Raw genomic sequence first — 18,888 nt, 5'->3', positions numbered from 1 at the left:
GGTCAGGACTTCTGGGACAGTTTCCCAGTATGTCCGAAGGTGGCACAAACTGGCCCAGAGGTCAAGCCCAAAACTACCACATGTTGTGTGCATGCCGCGAACATGCGCTGCGAAACACAACATGCAGTGTATGTTCTCGCACTACACGTCACTCAACAGCATGCAACTTGGCGACGATGTCCGACGCTCGCAGCCTTGCGTATCGTTCAAGAAGCACGCCCGCGTCACGATGCCCGGTAAGTACTTGCACTTCGGCCACTGACCACCCTTCCAGCAGCTTGTCTGTTGCGGCTTGCGCGCGTAAGTCATGCAGCCTGATGTCTTCGACACCAGCACGCGCACGCAGCCTCTGCCACGCCAGTCGCACGGCGTTCTCAGAGATGGGCAACACTCGGTCATCAGCGCGCGGCAACGTGGTCAACACCTGAACCGCCATCGGGCTGAGTGGCACAAACCGTGAGTGTCCGTTCTTCGTCCTCGACAGCAACACAACCCGTTGTTGTATATCAACGTCACACCACCGCATCGAAAGCAGTTCGCCTCGTCGACAAGCCGTCTCACGTGCCAACACCATCAGTGGCAGCATCAATGCGTTCTTGCAGTGCCCCGCCGCATCAAGAAGCCGTTGCCACTCGTCGTCTGTCAGCCGTCTGTCGCGCCGGTCGCTGATGCGTGGCCGCTTCACGTGGCGCACCGGGTTGGCATCGTTGTCTTCAAGCTGACAGTCGATGGCTGTCTGCATCAACGACAACTCACGCACGACAGTGGATGGCTTGGCTTCCCGTACGCGTCGGTTGCGCCACGTCGCCACGTCGGCAGCAGTGAGCACATCGATGCGCAACGTTGCCAACTTCGTGCGAGCAAGTGCGTGCAGCCGCCATCGTTCGCTCGGCATCTCGTCTGCCAACTGGTGCAGTGCGTCTGACAGTGTAACAGTTGTCGGCTTAGGTTTGTACAACTCGCCACGTTCTGCGCGCATCTCCGCATCGCGTGCCCACATCACTGCATCAGCTCGCTTCGTGAACGTCTTGCTTGCTGACCGGCCTGCATGTCTCACCGTCGCCTGCCACTTGCCACTTGGTCGCTTGTTGATCGTCGCCATCTCGCATCTCTCCTCGTGCGATGATGGACGTCTTGCGCCGTGTTTGCGTGCTTGGTGCAGCGGAAGTGCAGCGATCAGACAACCGACACGGTGCCGTTGCGTGCAACTGCATCCAGATGTTTCAACAACATCAAGCAGTTGAACTGGTCGGAGTGAGAGGATTCGAACCTCCGACCCCTGCCTCCCGAAGACAGTGCTCTACCAGGCTGAGCTACACTCCGACCGTGGCGGGTGATCTATACCCGGTGAACTGGATGCGCAAGGGGGATTCTAAGTTGGTCGTTCGGAAAAATACTCGAAAAAAACCGGTAAAAAACTTCGTTTGAACAATTCACCTGTCGGACAGATAGCATCAGGTCAGTGGATCCGTGCGATACAGGCGAATCTTTGTTCCGCCATGGTCCACTATGGGACCCGGTGGCAACAGCGGCAGCCGGGTTGCGCGAGCCAGCGACTGGCTGCTGGTTACAATGCCGACTCTCCAGCCGGCAAATCGTGACATCAGCACTTTTCCCATGCTGCCATAAAGGGACCGCAACCGCTTTTCATCGCCGATCCTGCCGCCATATGGCGGATTGACTATGACCAATCCCGACGGTCCTTCATGTGCTTTGATGTCGCTGATTGCGCGGTGCTGAAACCGCGTAATCTGCGTGACGCCGGCGCGTGATGCGTTGGAGGATGCGGCCTCGACCGCCCCAGCGTTTCGATCAGATCCGTGGAACGTCGGAACGGAATCGTGCGGAGGAGCGGGCTGGCGCAGTTTTTCCCATTCGTCGGCGCGGAAAGTCGCAAGCTTTTCAAAGGCAAAGTGCCGCGACCGCCCCGGTGCCAATCCCAAGGCCACTTCGGCCGCTTCGATGACAAAAGTGCCTGAGCCGCACATCGGGTCCAAAACGGGTTCTGTCCCGTCAAATCCGCATTCCCGCAGGAACATGGCCGCCATGGTTTCCCGCATGGGGGCCTTTGCAATCGCTGGTTTGTGGCCGCGCTTGTGCAGCGGATCGCCTGAACTGTCGATCGAGATTGTGCAAATGTCCCTTTCGATCCGCAGCAACACACGTATGTCCGCGTCCGAGGAGATCGGAGCCCCAAGAGTTTCCGAGATCGCTCTTTCGACGCGCTGTCGGGCCGCTCCGGCATGATAAATGCGTGACTTTCGGCTGGTAGCTTCAACCCGGACGGGGAGATCGGGCAGCAGGACGTCAGCCCAGGGAAATTTGCGGGCCCGTTTGTCGAGCTGCGCCAGGTGGATGGCCGGGAAGCTGCCGATCCGCACCAGAACTTTATTGGCGCCTCGAAGGACAAGATTGGCGCGCCATACCTCGGCCCAGTTGCCACGGCAACTGACGCCGCCCGGCACTTTGCGCGCGTCTGCGAATCCTTGTTCCAGCGCCTCGGCGCAAAGCGGCGCTTCAAGGCCCGGAGTGGCAACCAAAAAGATGTCAAGATCGTCGGAAGTGTTCATATCGGCTGCTTACACCGGAAGAACGGGCAGGGCGATATCCTATTTTTTGGACTTGTTCCCAAAAAACACAGGTTTGTTTCGGTATTGTGACCTGAGAACTTTAATTTAGGCGGTAACAGGTTTGCGTTTGTGGTATTCCCCGCGTAAAGGGACCGGGACCGAAGTTATGCTTACGGAATTCAACCGGTTTCTGGCGCTTTCGCGACAATAATCGTATGAATATCCGCGCTATCCTGTGCCAACCTGATTAAGGTCGGTGATAGCGGGCGCAAATAAGAGGCTTGGAAGAACGTAGCAACATGCAAACTTTCAAACTTAAAAAAGGGTTGGATCTGCCGATAGCGGGGGCGCCCGAACAGAAGATTCAGCCGGGGCCCGAGTTTTCGACGGTTGCCGTTCTGGGCAGGGACTTTGTGGGGCTCAAGCCCAAGATGCTGGTTCAGGAAGGTGAAGTAGTACAGCGCGGCGCGCCGCTGTTCTGCCACAAGGATGCGCCTGATGCGATGATGGTCGCACCGCTCAGCGGTAAGGTCATTGCCATCAATCGCGGCGCCCGGCGCGTGCTCCAAAGCGTCGTGATCGAGGTTTCGGATGTCAACGACACCGGCATCGATTTCTCGGGCACGGGTAACACGGACAGCGCCAAAGGTGTTGCGGCAAAGCTTTGCGCCGCAGGTCTTTGGACCGCATTCCGAACCCGCCCGTATTCGAAGATGCCTGAACCGGGCACCAGACCCGCAGCGATCTTCGTAACCGCGATGGACAGTGATCCGCTGGCAGCGGATGCAGCACTGATCATCGCCGATGCCGGTGATGCCTTTGCCGCCGGGCTCGGCGCGATTTCACACCTGACGGACGGCAAAACCTATCTGTGCCACAAGGATGGTGACACCTTGCCCGGCACCGAATTGCCCGGGGTTGAAGCGGCGGGTTTTTCCGGACCGCACCCCGCAGGCCTGGCCGGAACGCATATCCATTTCCTCGAGCCGCTGGCAGGGGACAAGCGTGTCTGGACGATCGGCTATCAGGATGTGATCGCCATTGGCCGTCTGATGCAGACCGGCCATTTGGACCCGAATATTGTAATTGCGCTGTCAGGTCCCGGGGCACGTCAACCGCGCCTGATCCGCACGGTCATGGGCGCATCGACCGATGATCTGACCCGTGACGAGGTCAATGTTGACGGCAGCGCCCGGATCATTTCCGGGTCGATCCTGTCCGGTCAGCACGCCGAGGGTCCGACCGCCTATCTGGGCCGCTTTGCGCGTCAGATTACAATCATTCGCGAAGACGCGGACCAGATCCCGATGGGCTGGATCCGACCGATGCCCTCGAAATTCGCGGTGCAGCCTGTATTGGGCTCGGCCTTTGCCAAAAAGCTGTACGCGCTGACGTCGAACCTGAACGGCGGTCGCCGGGCCATGGTTCCTACCGGCACGTTCGAAGAGTTGATGCCGCAGGATTACCTGCCGACCCAATTGTTGCGTGCTTTGCTGGTGATGGATACTGACACCGCACAGGCGCTGGGTGCGCTGGAGCTGGACGAAGAGGACCTTGGCCTTGTCGGCTTTGCCTGTCCGGCGAAATATGAATATGGGCTGGCGCTGCGCGACTGCCTGACCAAGATTGAAAAGGAGGGCTGATCCGAATGGGTTTGCGCAACTTCTTTGACCGGATCGAGCCGAACTTTACCAAGGGCGGCAAGTACGAGAAGCTTTTCCCCATCTACGAGATGGTCGAAAGCTTCATCTACACTCCGAAAACAGTCACCTCCGTCGCCCCCCACGCGCGGTCTTACGTGGATATGAAGCGGATCATGACTTATGTCGTGATCGCGACGATCCCCTGTATCCTGTGGGGTATGTGGAATACGGGCTATCAGGCCAATTCCGCGATTGCGGCCCTTGGGCCGGACTCAGCCACGGGCTGGCGGATCGCCCTGTTGCAGATGTTTGGCATTTCACTGGACCCGTCCAGCCTGTTTGCCAACGTGATGCACGGATTGCTTTACTTCCTGCCGATCTACATCGTCACGCTTGTTGCAGGCGGTATCTTCGAGGTCATCTTTGCCACCGTGCGCGGCCACGAGGTGAACGAAGGTTTCCTTGTCACTTCAATGCTTTACACGCTGATCATGCCGGCAACTACACCCCTGTGGCAGGTGGCTTTGGGCATCATCTTCGGTGTCGTGATCGGCAAAGAGGTGTTTGGTGGCACTGGCAAGAACTTCCTCAACCCTGCGCTTGTAGGTCGTGCTTTCCTGTACTTCGCCTATCCGGCGCAGATGTCGGGCGATGCGGTGTGGACGCCAGTCGACGGCTTTTCGGGCGCAACAGCGTTGGGGGTAACAGCAGCTGAAGGCGTTCAGGCCCTTGCGGCTGAGGGCATCACCTGGTCCAGCGCGTTTTTCGGAACCATCCAGGGCAGCTTTGGCGAGACATCGACGTTGGCCTGTATCATCGGGCTCGCCTTCCTGCTGATGACCAAAATAGCCAATTATCGCCTGATCGTGGGCTGTTTGGCCGGGACGATCGCGTTTACATGGCTGTTGAACCTGATCGGTTCTGACACCAACCCGATGTTCGCGATGCCATGGTACTGGCACGTTGTGCTGGGCGGATACGCCTTTGGCCTGGCGTTCATGGTGACCGAACCCGTTTCGGCAAGCCACACCAATCTGGGTCGGTACATCTACGGTGCGCTGATCGGTGTCATGGTTGTATTGATCCGCGTAGTGAACCCCGCTTTCCCCGAAGGCATGATGCTGGCCATCCTGTTCGGTAACGTCTTTGCACCGCTGATCGATTACTTCGTCGTTCAGGCCAACATCAAACGGAGGGCGCGTCGCCATGTCTGATACGCAACCCCAAGAACCCAAGGGGGCGATTGCCCGGTTCCTGGCGGCCTCGCCGGACTCGGTTGGCAAGACGATCTTTGTTGCTGTCGCCGTTTGTCTGGTAGCTTCGATGGTCGTTTCCGCCGCAGCCGTCAGCCTTCGCCCGGTACAGGAAGCGAACAAGCTGAAGGACAAGCAAGTCAACGTTTTGCAGGTCGCTGGTGTTTACGAACCCGGCATCAACGTGACCGAGGCCTTCGCTGCGTTTGAGCCGCACGTTCTGGAACTGGCCACCGGCGAATTCGTCGATGACCAGTTTGACCCAACCACATTTGATGACATTGCCGCCGCCAGCGATCCCGAATTGAGTATTGCTTTGGATGACGATCCTGCTGGAATTGGGCGGAAGTCCAAGTTCAGAGTGATCTACCTGCTGCGGGATGATGCTGGTGAACTGGATAAGGTCATCCTGCCGCTGCACGGCTATGGCCTGTGGTCCACGCTCTATGGCTTTATCGCGCTGGAAAACAACGGCAACGATATTTTTGGCCTGCAGTTCTATCAGCATGGCGAAACTCCGGGCCTTGGCGCGGAAGTGGACAACCCGCGTTGGAAAGCGCTGTGGAATGGCAAGAAACTTCGTGATGACGCGGGCGATCTGCAAATCACCGTCGCCAAATCTCAGCCTGCCGCCGGCCCGGACTTTTATGTCGACGCGCTGGCCGGTGCCACGCTGACCTCTGTTGGCGTCGATAACCTGGTGAAATTCTGGATGGGCGATGCGGGCTACGCTCCGTTCCTGGCCAAACTGCAAGCAGGAGAGTTCTGATGTCTCAGACCAAGAAAGAGATGCTGGTCGACCCGCTTGTCGACAACAACCCGATTACCCTGCAGGTGCTTGGCATCTGTTCGGCGCTGGCGGTGACCTCTTCGCTGCAGGTATCCTTCGTGATGGCGCTGGCGGTGACGTTCGTGACTTCGTTCTCGTCCTTCTTTATCTCGTGCCTGCGTAACCAGATCCCGGGCTCGATCCGGATCATCGTCCAGATGGTGATCATCGCCTCGCTGGTGATCCTGGTGGATCAGGTTCTCAAGGCCTATGCCTTCGAGATTTCGAAAACGCTTTCGGTCTTCGTCGGTCTGATCATCACCAACTGTATCGTGATGGGCCGCGCCGAGGCGTTCGCTATGAAAAACCCGCCTGTCGCGTCCTTCATCGACGGCATGGGCAACGGAATGGGCTATGGTCTGATCCTGCTGCTGGTTGGTTTCATCCGCGAACTGTTCGGGAACGGGTCGCTCTTCGGAGTCACCATTCTGGAGACCGTCAACAATGGCGGCTGGTATGTACCCAACGGCATGCTGCTGCTGCCGCCGTCCGCGTTCTTTATCATCGGTCTGATCATCTGGGCCTTCCGCACGTGGAAGCCGAACCAGGTCGAAGAACGTGAATACAAAATCCAGCAGGTAGAGGCGCACTGATGGAAGGGCTTATCTCTCTGGCCGTAAAGGCCATCTTTGTTGAAAACCTCGCGCTCAGTTTCTTTCTCGGCATGTGTACTTTCATAGCCGTTTCCAAGAAGATTTCGACCGCGCTGGGTCTGGGTATTTCGGTGATGGTCGTTCAGGCGATCACCGTGCCGACAAACAATCTGTTGCTCAGCTATCTGTTGAAGCCGGGCGCCTTGGCCTGGGCCGGGTTCCCGGATGTGGACCTGACCTTCCTTGGGCTGATCTCGTACATCGGCGTGATTGCGGCGATGGTTCAGATCCTCGAGATGATCCTGGATAAGTACTTCCCACCGCTTTACAACGCGCTGGGGATCTTCCTGCCGCTGATTACAGTGAACTGCGCCATCCTCGGTGGCTCGCTGTTCATGGTCGAGCGTGACTATAACTTCGCTGAGGCCGCCACCTATGGTCTGTCTTCCGGCTTTGGTTGGGCGCTAGCGATCACAGCGATGGCAGGCGTTCGTGAAAAGCTGAAATATTCGGATATTCCGGACGGTCTGCAGGGGTTGGGCATTACCTTCATCACCGCGGGACTGATGGCGATGGCCTTCATGTCCTTCTCTGGCGTGAAACTGTAAGGAGGGCGCAATGGAAACTTTTAGCCTAGGCGTAATCCTTTTCACGATGATCGTTCTGGCGCTTGTCGCCATCATTATGGCGGCACGCTCGCGGTTGGTGTCTACCGGCAACGTCAACATCACCATCAATGGCGAGAAAACCATCTCGGTTCCGGCGGGTGGCAAACTGCTGCAGACGCTTGCGGCCGAGAAATTGTTCGTTCCTTCCGCCTGCGGTGGTGGCGGAACCTGCGCGCAATGCCGTGTGCGGGTGCATTCGGGTGGTGGTTCGATCCTGCCCACCGAAGAAAGCCACATCACCAAGCGAGAGGCATCCTGCGGTGACCGCCTGTCCTGTCAGGTCGCGGTCAAGCAGGACATGGACATCGAAGTTCCCGAAGAGGTCTTTGGCGTCAAGAAGTGGGAATGCACCGTTCGTTCGAACGACAACGTGGCCACTTTTATCAAAGCGCTGACTCTGGATCTGCCGGAAGGCGAAGACGTCAATTTCCGTGCTGGCGGCTACATCCAGATCGAGGCCCCCGCGCACCAACTGGCCTATACCGATTTCGACGTGCAGGACGAGTACCGCGAAGATTGGGACAAGTTCAATCTGTGGCAGTACAAATCCGTCGTGAACGAACCGATCGAGCGCGCCTATTCTATGGCCAACTATCCGGACGAAAAAGGCATGATAATGCTGAACGTCCGTGTCGCTTCACCGCCTCCGGGGTCCGACGGTATCCCGCCGGGTCAGATGTCGTCTTACATCTTCAACCTGAAGCCGGGTGACAAGGTCACGATTTCTGGTCCATTTGGTGAATTCTTCGCCCGCGAGACCGAGAAAGAGATGGTCTTCATCGGCGGTGGCGCTGGTATGGCGCCTATGCGCAGCCATATCTTCGATCAGCTCAAGCGCCTTGAGAATCGCAACCGCAAGATCACCTTCTGGTACGGTGCGCGTTCCAAGAAAGAGATGTTCTTTGTCGAGGATTTCGACCAATTGGCCGAGGAGTTCGACAATTTCGAATGGCATGTGGCCCTTTCGGATGCGCAGCCCGAGGACGATTGGAAAGGCTACACCGGCTTCATCCACAACGTCCTGTTCGAGGAATACCTCAAGAACCACCCGGCACCGGAAGACTGCGAGTTCTACATGTGCGGTCCGCCAATCATGAACCAGTCCGTCATCAACATGCTGCTGGATCTCGGAGTGGACCGCGAAGACATCATGCTGGACGACTTCGGCGGTTAAGAAGAAACCGGCGCAATTAGCGCCGGTTTTTTTGTTCCGCATTTTCAGTAGGCGGGAATTTTATAGTACTCCCGATACCATTCAACGAATTTGGCCAGACCGGTATGAATATCGGTCTGGGGTTTGTAACCGGTCAGGTTTTGCAACAAACTGGTGTCGGCCCAGGTCGCCGGAACATCTCCCATTTGCATCGGCATGTAGTTCCGGATCGCTTTCTTACCCAACGCGTCCTCGATAGCTTCTATGAAATCCATCAGGCGGACTTTGTCCGAGTTGCCGATGTTGACTACCCGGAAGGGCGCAACCGGTGACAGGCTGTCGCCCACGGCGATCTCATCTTTGCTGTCAGGCCGCACAGGGGCGGCATCTATCAGCAGGCGAATGCCCCGTACCAGATCCTCGACATAGGTGAAGTCGCGATACATGTCGCCGTTGTTGTAAATGTCGATGGGACGGTCGTTCAGAATGGCATCGGTGAACTTGAAGTAAGCCAGATCAGGGCGGCCCCACGTGCCGTAAACTGTAAAGAACCGGAACATCGTGGTCGGCAGGCCCCACAGATGGGCATAGGAATGGCCCATCGATTCATTGGCCTTCTTGGTCGCGGAATAGATGGTCAGTTGCCCGTCGGCCTTGTCGGTTTCCCGGAACGGCATGTCCTCATTCGCTCCGTAGACTGAAGACGTCGAAGCCATCAGAAGGTGCTCTACCTGATGGGTCCGGGCAACCTCCATCACATTGAATGTCCCGACGATGTTGGATTCAACGTAGCTGCGTGGCGCTTCAAGGCTGTAGCGCACACCGGCCTGGCCAGCCAGGTGGATGATGACCTCGGGTTTGAAGTCGTCTGCGACCTGCATCAGGCGCTCGTGGTTTTCCAGCATGTCTTCGGTGGCTGAAAAGCCCGGCGTCTGCAGCAACATCTGATGCCGGCGCTGTTTCAGCGCCACGTCATAATAGTCGGTCATGCCGTCATAGCCATGCACCCGAAACCCTTCGGCCAGGAGCAGTTTTGTCAGATGAAATCCGATAAACCCGGCAGTTCCCGTTACCAAAACTCGTTTCATGAAATCCCCAAGAACCTTTCAAACCACATGGCTGCCTGCGATAAGATCGTCTTTGAACCTGCCAGGCCCAGATCTAACTTTAGCTTGTCATATCAAACGCCCGGCACCGACGGTCAAGTACTGAGCGGGCGGCCCGGGATTGTCGTTGCCAACGGGTCGGGTTAGGGAACGTAGAACATGGTTACGAGCTGGATCAAAGGGTTTATTGGCCGGGCACGGCACGATCGGGAAACAGCCGTTCCCGGAATCGCTCCTGATGATCGGTTTGTCGTAATTGGCGACATTCATGGCCGGCTGGACCTGCTTCAGGCCCTGCTGATGAGGGTTGAAGACGACTGCCCTTTGATCTTTGTCGGGGACTACATCGACCGGGGTGACTACAGCGCACAGGTCCTGCGACATCTGCAGCACTTCGACACGGCAGCAAACAGGCCAGTCGTGTGCCTCATGGGCAATCATGAAGACATGCTGCTGCGATTTTTGGACGAGCCCGGACGCTATGCACATCATTGGTTCCGTAATGGCGGATTCCAGACACTGGCTTCATTCGGGATTACCGAATTTGACCTTCATCCAACAAATGAAATTGCCGAAGCGGTTGCTGGCAAGTTGAAGCAGGTCATGGGCACGGGCCTGCTGTCATGGCTACGGGACAGACCACTAATCTGGTCAAGCGGAAACGTAACTGTCGTCCATGCCGCGCTGGATCCCGACCTGACGGTGGATGACCAGCAGCGACAGGTCTGTTTGTGGGGGCATCCGATGTTTCCAAGACGACGCAGGGCAGACGGCCAATGGGTTGTGCACGGACACACAATCATAGACCGCCCAAGGGTCAACAATGGCGTCGTCTCAGTCGATACCGGGGCATTTGCAACGAACCGCCTGACGGCAGCCGAAATTTACAGAGGCGGCGTTCGTTTTATTTCGACCTGATCTGCGCAACTCGGGACGCGGGCCAGTGAAAATGCGACCCGCAACCCGGAAGGTCACTTGGTCAACCGACGATCATCTGCTTCATGCGCAGCGCTTCGTATTCCAGTTCCTTGAGACGGAAGTGAACAACGTCGCCAATCGTGATGACACCGTGCAGGTGGCCATCACTCAGAACCGGCATGTGGCGGAAACGTCCATCGGTCATTGTCTTCAGAACATCGTTCAGCAGGTCTTCGGGCGAACAGGTCTTGACTTCCTTGGTCATAAGATCTTCGACCGACTGCGGCAGAGTCTGGCCAGGGGTATCCGCCATGCGCCGCACGATGTCGCGTTCTGACAGAATGCCTTGCAAGGTTCCGTTCTGATCGGTCACGACCACTGCACCGATTCTTTTTTCCTTCAGCAGTTCCACTACCGAATGAATCGTATCGGCGGGGCGCACCGCAAACACCGCATCACCTTTACCCTCAAGCAGCTTGGCCACGGTCGTTTGCGTATGCGACAGGTTTGAATCCGCTGACTGGCTATAGGTCGCAGAACCAGATTTGTCGCCGCGTGTGGGGGGCTGATAAGAGCTTGGGGCCATGGGCAATCTCCTCTTTTATCCGAGATGGCTGTCTTTTCACCTTACCGCAGCGAACCGACCTGTATAGGGTGCAAATGCCCTGATCCCGGAAAATTGCTGACAAACAAGGAATCCCGACCCGTTGACAGACCTTTATCTGACACCGCCGCTGGCTGCGCTGATCTTTTTCGCCGTCGTGGTGTGTGGTCACAATTTCCGAATGGCGTGGAAACAGCAGCAGGCGGGATGGCAAAAACGGGCCTGGCTGTTTGGTGTACCTGCCGGGGTCGGATTGCTGGTGCTGGGTTTTCTGCCGCTGAAACTGTGATGTCGATTTGACTCTGTAATGGGGCGCTGGCATATGCCCGGCTAGGTTTTCCAGGGAGTTCCCCGATGCGCCATCTGCCTGTTCTGGCTTTAGTTCTGTTTGTTTCTGGCTGTTTGTTTGACAAAGAACCCGAAGTGGTCCGTCTGTCGGGCGAAACCATGGGAACAACATTCAACATCACCGCCATTGGCGAAGATGTGGATGAGGAAGCCCTGGCCGCAGCCGTGCAGGAAACACTGGCCGCAGTGAACGCCAAGATGTCCAACTGGGATCCCAACTCAGAGGTTTCGACATTTTCAGCTTCGACCGACACTTCGCCCGTTCCGGTCTCGGACGAGTTCGCTCTGGTTTTGACCGCCGCTGACGATGTGCATGAAAAATCCGGCGGAACCTTTGACGTGACTCTGGGCCCGCTGATCGAATTGTGGGGGTTTGGCCCGCGCAAGCCCGAGGACCCGGTGCCGTCGGATGCTGAGATTCAAGCCGCTCTGGAAGGTGTCGGGCAATCCCGGCTGCTGACCTTGGACCGTGACGCCGGAACGCTGGCCAAATCCGATCCGGCAGTGGGCATCAACCTGTCGGCTATCGCCAAAGGCTATGGGATCGACGCGGTGGCCGAAACCCTAAGCGAAGCGGGGATTGAGAACTACATGGTCGAGATCGGTGGCGATCTTGTAACCAAAGGCGAGAATGACAAGGGTGAGGTCTGGCGCATCGGGGTCGAAAAACCCGAAGCAGGCGGGCAAAACCTGCAACTGATCGTATCGCTGAACGATCTGGGCATGGCGACCTCGGGCGATTACAAGAATTTCTTCGAACAGGACGGTGTGCGGTATTCCCATATCATCGATCCCACGACCGGACGACCGATCACACATCGCACAACCTCGGTCACCGTACTGGCCGAAAACGCGATGATGGCGGATGCGTGGGCCACGGCAATGCTGGCGCTGGGGCAGGAGAAAGGGCTGGAACTGGCCGAAAAGCATAAACTAGCCGTGTTCTTCATATCTCGGGATGTGACAGGCGGCGAAGATGCCTTTATTACTGTTCACAGTACCGCGTTCAAAGACGCTTTGAGCACCAACTGACAGGCAGGACCTGAGATGAGCACATTTATTCTGGCCTTCATACTACTGCTGATCATCATGGTAGGGATGTCGCTGGGCGTCATGCTGATGGGCAAGACGATCAAAGGCAGCTGCGGCGGTCTGAATGCAATCTCGGGCGCGGACAAATGCGTTGTGTGCAAAAAAGACGTCGACCCCAACAGCCCGCTGCGGGACCAGTTGCAGTGCAAACGCGCCAAAAAAATGCTCGAACAGATGGAACGACAAGCCTGATTGAAGTTTGGACTTCGCTCTTGGGCGGGAAATAGCTAAGCAGGTCCCGGATCAAAGGGGGGCATTGCATTGGCCGAAGCCAAAAATATCCTGTTCATCATGTTCGACCAGCTGCGCTGGGATTACCTCAGCTGTTACGGACATCCACACCTGCATACCCCGAATATCGACAAACTGGCCGCACGCGGTGTCCGGTTTAATCGCGCCTATATTCAGTCCCCGATCTGCGGAAGTTCGCGCATGTCGACCTATACCGGGCGCTATGTGCATTCCCATGGTGCCTCATGGAACAACATTCCCCTGAAAGTTGGTGAAATCACATTGGGCGATCACCTGCGCAAAGCGGGGATGGGGTGCTGGCTGGTCGGCAAGACACATATGGCTGCCGACGCCGAAGGGATGGCCCGCCTGGGACTGGAACCCGACAGCGTCATTGGCGCTCGCGTCGCGGAATGCGGCTTTGACGTCTTCGAACGCGATGACGGGTTGCGCGCTGAAGGACCGGACGGGTTCTATGATCCGGACGGGGCAAAGAAATACAATCAATATCTCCGGGACAAAGGATACGACAGCGACAACCCCTGGCATGACTTTGCCAATTCCGGCCTGGATGCCGACGGCAACGTATTGTCAGGCTGGTTCCTTAAAAACTCATCCGAGCCGGCAAATATCGCGGAAGAAGACAGTGAAACGCCCTATCTGACAACGCGCGGCATTGAGTTCATGGAAAGTCATGACGGGCCGTGGTGCTGTCACCTCAGCTACATCAAGCCGCACTGGCCTTACGTAGTGCCGGAGCCTTATGCCTCGATGTATGGACCCGAACATGTGCTGCCTGTGGTCCGGTCCGAGGCCGAGCGCGAAAATGCGCATCCAGTGCTCCGAGCCTTTATGGACACGAAAGTCGGGCAGGCCTTCTCGCGTCAGGAGGTCCGCGATGCCGTGATCCCGGCCTATATGGGGCTGATCAAACAGGCGGATGACCAGATGGGGCGGTTGTTCGACTGGATGGAGGAAACCGGGCGGATGGACGACACGATGATCGTGCTGACCTCGGACCATGGGGATTTTCTGGGCGATCACTGGATGGGGGAAAAGACCTTCTTCCACGACGCCTCGACCAAGATGCCGCTGATCATCTACGACCCTTCCTCTCAGGCGGACGCCACGCGAGGCACCACCTGCGACGCGCTGGTCGAGGCGATTGATCTGGCACCAACCTTTCTTGAGGTGGCGGGCGGCGAAATGGCCGGGCATATCCTGGAAGGGCATTCCCTGCTGCCCATCCTTCGCGGGCAAGCCGACAAAACGCCCCGCAGTGTCGCAGTCTGTGAATACGACTACTCCGCTTCTCCCATAGCGCAAAAGCTGAACGCATCTGTACGCGATGCCGTGATGTTCATGGTCGCCAACGAAAAATGGAAACTTGTCCATTGCGAAGGCGGGCACAGACCGATCCTGTTCGATCTTGAAAACGATCCCGACGAACTGGTCGATCTGGGTGACAGTGCGGATCATACGGACGTCATCGCCCAGATGTATGATCACCTGTTTGCCTGGACGCGTCGCCCGTCACAGCGCACAACCCGGTCTGAAGAGCAGTTGATCGGAATGCGCAGCCGAAGCGGGGGCACAGGGATCATGATCGGTATTTACGACGAAAACGACACTCCGCTGGAACTGACGGTCAAATACCGCAACCGCAAGGCACATCCTTACCAGGATTATCTGAAGGACTGAAAACGCGGGTTTCGCGCCAAAGTGACGAAGGGACCGATTAATTCTGCTTCACACACCGCAAAGACGGTTCACGCCCGGATGGGCAGCGGGTAGAAGACTGTCAAAGCAGTGTTCCGGAGAAACTTCATGGCCGCCCCCAAACCCGTTGTCCTGTGCATCCTAGATGGCTGGGGATTGTCCGAAGACACGCAGGCCAACGCGCCTTATCTGGCGAAAACGCCGACCTTTGACGCGATCATGGAACGCGGTCCCCATGCGACGTTGATTACACATGGGCCGGATGTGGGTCTGCCCAGCGGGCAGATGGGAAATTCTGAGGTCGGGCACACGAACATTGGGGCCGGGCGAGTGGTTGCCATGGATCTGGGGCAGATTGATCTGTCGATCGAAGACGGCAGTTTCTTTGAAAACAATGCCCTTCAGGCCTTCATCAGTAAGGTAAAGGCCTCGGGCGGAACGGCGCACTTGATGGGTATCGCTTCGGATGGCGGGGTACATGGCCATCTTGATCACATCGTTGCTGCGGCCAAGGCCGTGACAGACGCAGGTGTACCTGTCGCCCTGCACGTCATGACAGACGGACGGGACGTTGCGCCAAAATCCGCATTTGGGTTTTTGGCCGAACTGGAAGAGCGCCTGCCAGATGTCGCGCGGATCGTGACTGTCAGCGGACGGTATTATGCCATGGACCGCGACAATCGCTGGGAACGCGTTGCAGAAGCCTATGAGGCGATCATCAAGGGGCAGGGGCGTACCGCCGCCACCGCACATGGTGCTGTGGACCATGCGTATAACCAATCCGAAACGGATGAATTCATAACACCCACGGTTCTGAGCGGCTACACAGGTGTCCACGATGGCGATGGTATTTTCTGTCTGAATTTCCGCGCCGACCGTGCGCGGGAAATACTGCGCGCAATTGGCGAGCCGGGATTCGACGATTTCGACACCGGACCGCGCCCGGCCCTGTCAGCTTTGCTGGGAATGGTTGAATACTCCGACGGGCACAACGCCTACATGACCACCGTTTTCCCGAAACGCGCCATCGTCAACACGCTTGGGGAATGGGTTGCCAAACAAGGGTTGCGGCAGTTCCGCTTGGCGGAAACCGAAAAATATCCTCATGTGACGTTCTTTCTGAACGGCGGCAAGGAAACGCCCGAGGTTGGCGAAGACCGTTTCATGCCGAAATCGCCCAAGGTGGCGACCTATGATCTTCAGCCCGAGATGTCGTCAGCCGAGGTCACGGCCAAATTCGTCGAGGCCATCGAAGCCGGGTATGATCTGATCGTCACCAATTACGCCAACCCGGATATGGTCGGGCACACAGGCGATCTGAACGCCGCGATAAAGGCGTGCGAAGCCGTTGATCAAGGTCTGGCGCAGGTGGTTACCGCGCTGGACAAAGCAGGCGGAGCCATGATCGTGACAGCCGATCACGGGAATTGCGAAGTCATGGTCGACCCTGAAGCCGGTGGACCGCATACCGCTCATACATTGAACCGAGTGCCGGTCGCGCTGGTCGGTGGACCCGCTGGTTCCAAGTTGCGCGATGGCCGGTTGTCGGACCTGGCGCCAACGCTTTTAGCGCTGATGGGGCTGGATCAACCTGCGGAAATGACTGGCCAGAGCCTTCTGTCATGACAGTGCGGGCCGCGCTTCTTTCAGTCTTGCTGGCCTCGCCTGTTTACGCCCAAACGGACCCGTCGGCTGCCGCGTTGGAGGCAGCGCAAATGCTGGAAGAGGCCTCGATTGCGCTGGCCGAAGCCGACAGCGCCCGGGATCGGGTGCGCGCCCTGACCGAAACGGTGCAGGCTTATGAAGCCGGGCTAAGCGCCATGCGCGACGGCTTGCGCAAGGCCGCCACCCGAGAGGTGCAGCTGACAGAAGAACTGCGCGCGCGGGAAAAAGAAATCGCGCAGTTGCTGGGCGTGTTGCAAACCATCGAAACAACAACGCCGCCCGTACTGATCCTGCATCCGTCCGGTCCTTTGGGGGCCGCGCGTACCGGCATGATGCTGGCCGAAGTCACGCCCGGCCTGAATGCACGTGCGCAAGCGCTTGCTCAGGACTTGCACGAGGTTCGGACACTTCGCCAACTGCAGCAAAACGCCGCCGAAACCCTGACCAAGGGTCTGACCGGAGTGCAGAATGCGCGCACCAAACTAAGCGAGGCCATTGCCGATCGAACGGACCTGCCGCGCCGGTTTGTCGAAGACCCCATCAGCACGGCGATCCTGATTTCCTCGACGGAAACACTGGATGGGTTTGCCAGCGGTCTGGCCGAAATATCGGAAGGCGGTATTGCCGAAACCGACGCCGATATTTCGAACAGAAAAGGAAACCTTGCTTTGCCCGTTCAGGGTGTTCTGCTGCACAGTTCAGGGGAAACGGACGCCGCCGGGGTGAAGCGCCCCGGTATCGTGCTGGGCACCCGGCCGCGCGCGCTGGTCACGACACCCACCGCAGCGACGATCCGGTATCGCGGGCCGCTGCTGGACCTTGGCAACCTGATGATCCTGGAACCCCAGCCCGGATTGCTTTTTGTCTTTTCCGGGTTGCAAGAGGTCTTCGGTACACCCGGAGAAGTGATCACCGAAGGAACGCCGGTGGGGCTAATGCCTGGTGAAACGCCGGAAATCGGCGCTATTTTGTCAACTACAAGTGATGGCACTGGAACTGACCGGTCAGAAACGCTCTATATAGAGGTAAGACAGGATAATAGCCCGGTGGACCCGGAATCGTGGTTTCGGACCAACAAGGATGGATAAACAAACATGAAGAGATTTGTGATGGCCGGTCTGGCCGGAACTGTGGCAGGCATTATCGCAACCACTCAGATTGCCGGACCTTTGCTGGCGCAAGAGGCCGAAAGCAAGGCCAGCGTGTATGAGCAATTGGATCTGTTCGGGGACATTTTCGAACGTATCCGCGCCCAATATGTCGAAGAAGTCGAGCCGGAGGAGCTGATCGAGGCAGCCATTGACGGAATGCTGACCTCATTGGATCCGCATTCCAGCTACCTGTCGCCTGACGACGCCGAACAGATGCGCGTGCAGACACGCGGTGAATTCGGAGGGCTAGGGATTGAGGTCACACAAGAAGAAGGCTTCGTCAAAGTCGTCTCACCCATCGATGATACCCCCGCGGACGAGGCGGGGATCGAAGCCGGCGACTTCATCACCCACGTTGATGGTGAAAGCATTCTGGGCCTGACGCTGGACAAGGCGGTGGATCTGATGCGCGGGCCGGTCGGCTCGGAGATCGTGATCACGGTGGTGCGCGAAGGCGAGCAGGAACCGTTTGACGTCACCATTATCCGCGACACCATCAAGTTGACCGCCGTACGAGCACGGACCGAAGGCACCAGCGTCGTTCTGCGTGTGACCACATTCAATGATCAGACCTACCCCAATCTGGAAGCCGGATTGAAAGAGCAGATCGAAGAAGCCGGCGGGATCGAAAAGGTCAATGGCGTAGTGCTGGATTTGCGGAACAATCCGGGCGGCTTGCTGACACAGGCGATCAAGGTGTCGGACGCCTTTTTGAATGAAGGCGAAATCGTTTCGACCCGCGGCCGCGATCCGGGCGAAGGCGAAAGGTTCAATGCAACGGCAGGAGATCTGACTGAAGGTAAGCCGATTGTGGTTCTGATCAACGGCGGGTCAGCCTCGGCCTCGGAAATTGTAGCGGGGGCGCTTCAGGATCATCGCCGTGCGATTGTTGTTGGCACCAAGAGCTTTGGCAAAGGCTCGGTCCAGACAGTCATGCCATTGCGCGGCGACGGCGCAATGCGTTTGACCACATCACGCTATTATACGCCTTCGGGCCGCTCGATTCAGGCGCTTGGCGTCAGCCCCGACATCATCGTCGAGCAACCGCGCCCAGCCCCAGAACCCGAAGAGGAAGAGGGCAATGCACGCACTCGGTCCGAGGCCGACCTGCGTGGCAGCCTGAACAACGACAGCCTGAGCGAGGATGAAATTCGCCAGATCGAAGAAGACCGGGCCCGTGCCGAAGCGACTGCCGAGTTGCGGGAAAAGGACTATCAGTTGGCCTATGCCATCGATATCCTGAAAGGCCTGTCGGCCTTCAACCCCAACGGGCCTTCGCAGTAACAAATAAATTGGGCCGCCGGTTTCGGCGGCCCTCGTTACCGGAACAGATCTTTGTTCGGCT

Annotated in this window: 18 protein-coding genes and 1 tRNA gene; 14 read left to right on the top strand and 5 right to left on the bottom strand. The window is 57.5% G+C overall.

Annotation, left to right across the window (positions count from 1 at the left end; genetic code table 11):
* Window positions 1-148 precede the first annotated feature (148 nt).
* The 3 genes from ACR0J8_RS10675 to ACR0J8_RS10665 all read right to left on the bottom strand — a co-directional run bounded on the left by ACR0J8_RS10675 (window position 149) and on the right by ACR0J8_RS10665 (window position 2,570).
* Window positions 149-1,102: a tyrosine-type recombinase/integrase gene (locus tag ACR0J8_RS10675; protein ID WP_480890078.1), complete on the bottom strand. Its 954-nt coding sequence runs from the start codon at window positions 1,100-1,102 to the stop codon at window positions 149-151.
* A 144-nt stretch (window positions 1,103-1,246) separates the two neighbouring features.
* Window positions 1,247-1,323 (bottom strand) — tRNA-Pro (locus ACR0J8_RS10670).
* Window positions 1,324-1,454: 131 nt separating this feature from the next.
* Window positions 1,455-2,570 (bottom strand): THUMP domain-containing class I SAM-dependent RNA methyltransferase, encoded by a 1,116-nt coding sequence (locus ACR0J8_RS10665; protein ID WP_480524649.1) that lies wholly within the window; start codon window positions 2,568-2,570, stop codon window positions 1,455-1,457.
* Between the two features lie 299 nt (window positions 2,571-2,869).
* Between ACR0J8_RS10665 and ACR0J8_RS10660 the strand changes: the two genes are divergently transcribed.
* Genes ACR0J8_RS10660 through nqrF form a run of 6 tightly spaced genes read left to right on the top strand, consistent with a single transcriptional unit; the run spans window position 2,870 to window position 8,730 of the window.
* Window positions 2,870-4,213, top strand: coding sequence for a Na(+)-translocating NADH-quinone reductase subunit A (locus tag ACR0J8_RS10660; protein ID WP_480524648.1), 1,344 nt, complete (start codon window positions 2,870-2,872; stop codon window positions 4,211-4,213).
* A gap of 5 nt (window positions 4,214-4,218) precedes the next feature.
* A complete protein-coding gene (locus tag ACR0J8_RS10655) occupies window positions 4,219-5,427 on the top strand; it encodes an NADH:ubiquinone reductase (Na(+)-transporting) subunit B (RefSeq protein WP_480524646.1) in 1,209 nt (402 codons plus the stop codon).
* Entirely contained in the window at window positions 5,420-6,235 is an 816-nt protein-coding gene (locus ACR0J8_RS10650; RefSeq protein ID WP_480524644.1) for a Na(+)-translocating NADH-quinone reductase subunit C, read from the top strand. The genes ACR0J8_RS10655 and ACR0J8_RS10650 overlap by 8 nt, the downstream gene beginning before the upstream one ends.
* The gene (locus tag ACR0J8_RS10645) at window positions 6,235-6,888 is read left to right on the top strand and encodes an NADH:ubiquinone reductase (Na(+)-transporting) subunit D (protein WP_170614094.1); all 654 of its coding nucleotides are present in this window, start codon (window positions 6,235-6,237) and stop codon (window positions 6,886-6,888) included. The genes ACR0J8_RS10650 and ACR0J8_RS10645 overlap by 1 nt, the downstream gene beginning before the upstream one ends.
* On the top strand, window positions 6,888-7,496 hold the full coding sequence (nqrE, locus tag ACR0J8_RS10640; protein ID WP_170614093.1) for an NADH:ubiquinone reductase (Na(+)-transporting) subunit E: 609 nt from the start codon (window positions 6,888-6,890) through the stop codon (window positions 7,494-7,496). Before ACR0J8_RS10645 ends, nqrE begins: the two co-directional genes overlap by 1 nt.
* A gap of 10 nt (window positions 7,497-7,506) precedes the next feature.
* A complete protein-coding gene (gene nqrF / locus ACR0J8_RS10635) occupies window positions 7,507-8,730 on the top strand; it encodes an NADH:ubiquinone reductase (Na(+)-transporting) subunit F (RefSeq protein ID WP_170678858.1) in 1,224 nt (407 codons plus the stop codon).
* A gap of 44 nt (window positions 8,731-8,774) precedes the next feature.
* On the opposite strand, the gene ACR0J8_RS10630 is transcribed toward nqrF, so the two are convergent.
* Complete coding sequence (locus ACR0J8_RS10630) at window positions 8,775-9,797, bottom strand: NAD-dependent epimerase/dehydratase family protein (RefSeq protein WP_480890072.1); 1,023 nt, start codon at window positions 9,795-9,797, stop codon at window positions 8,775-8,777.
* Between the two features lie 177 nt (window positions 9,798-9,974).
* Here ACR0J8_RS10630 and ACR0J8_RS10625 point away from each other — a divergent pair, with 177 nt between their 5' ends.
* Entirely contained in the window at window positions 9,975-10,733 is a 759-nt protein-coding gene (locus tag ACR0J8_RS10625) for a metallophosphoesterase family protein (protein WP_480524638.1), read from the top strand.
* Window positions 10,734-10,794: 61 nt separating this feature from the next.
* On the opposite strand, the gene ACR0J8_RS10620 is transcribed toward ACR0J8_RS10625, so the two are convergent.
* A complete protein-coding gene (locus tag ACR0J8_RS10620; RefSeq protein WP_480524636.1) occupies window positions 10,795-11,319 on the bottom strand; it encodes a CBS domain-containing protein in 525 nt (174 codons plus the stop codon).
* 121 nt (window positions 11,320-11,440) lie between these two features.
* Between ACR0J8_RS10620 and ACR0J8_RS10615 the strand changes: the two genes are divergently transcribed.
* The 7 genes from ACR0J8_RS10615 to ACR0J8_RS10585 all read left to right on the top strand — a co-directional run bounded on the left by ACR0J8_RS10615 (window position 11,441) and on the right by ACR0J8_RS10585 (window position 18,827).
* Window positions 11,441-11,626, top strand: a complete 186-nt coding sequence (locus ACR0J8_RS10615) for a hypothetical protein (protein WP_170678855.1) — start codon at window positions 11,441-11,443, stop codon at window positions 11,624-11,626.
* A gap of 65 nt (window positions 11,627-11,691) precedes the next feature.
* Window positions 11,692-12,717, top strand: coding sequence for an FAD:protein FMN transferase (locus ACR0J8_RS10610; protein WP_480524634.1), 1,026 nt, complete (start codon window positions 11,692-11,694; stop codon window positions 12,715-12,717).
* 15 nt (window positions 12,718-12,732) lie between these two features.
* Window positions 12,733-12,969, top strand: a complete 237-nt coding sequence (gene nqrM, locus ACR0J8_RS10605; protein WP_480524632.1) for a (Na+)-NQR maturation NqrM — start codon at window positions 12,733-12,735, stop codon at window positions 12,967-12,969.
* Between the two features lie 69 nt (window positions 12,970-13,038).
* Window positions 13,039-14,709, top strand: coding sequence for a sulfatase-like hydrolase/transferase (locus ACR0J8_RS10600; RefSeq protein WP_480524630.1), 1,671 nt, complete (start codon window positions 13,039-13,041; stop codon window positions 14,707-14,709).
* Window positions 14,710-14,835: 126 nt separating this feature from the next.
* Window positions 14,836-16,353: a 2,3-bisphosphoglycerate-independent phosphoglycerate mutase gene (gene gpmI, locus ACR0J8_RS10595; protein WP_480524628.1), complete on the top strand. Its 1,518-nt coding sequence runs from the start codon at window positions 14,836-14,838 to the stop codon at window positions 16,351-16,353.
* Window positions 16,350-17,480 (top strand): murein hydrolase activator EnvC family protein, encoded by a 1,131-nt coding sequence (locus ACR0J8_RS10590; RefSeq protein ID WP_480524626.1) that lies wholly within the window; start codon window positions 16,350-16,352, stop codon window positions 17,478-17,480. The genes gpmI and ACR0J8_RS10590 overlap by 4 nt, the downstream gene beginning before the upstream one ends.
* A gap of 6 nt (window positions 17,481-17,486) precedes the next feature.
* Window positions 17,487-18,827, top strand: a complete 1,341-nt coding sequence (locus tag ACR0J8_RS10585) for a S41 family peptidase (RefSeq protein ID WP_170619328.1) — start codon at window positions 17,487-17,489, stop codon at window positions 18,825-18,827.
* Window positions 18,828-18,888 lie beyond the last annotated feature (61 nt).

This window comes from Ruegeria sp. N11, assembly GCF_056531525.1.
This window is presented reverse-complemented; position numbering and strand designations above follow the sequence as displayed.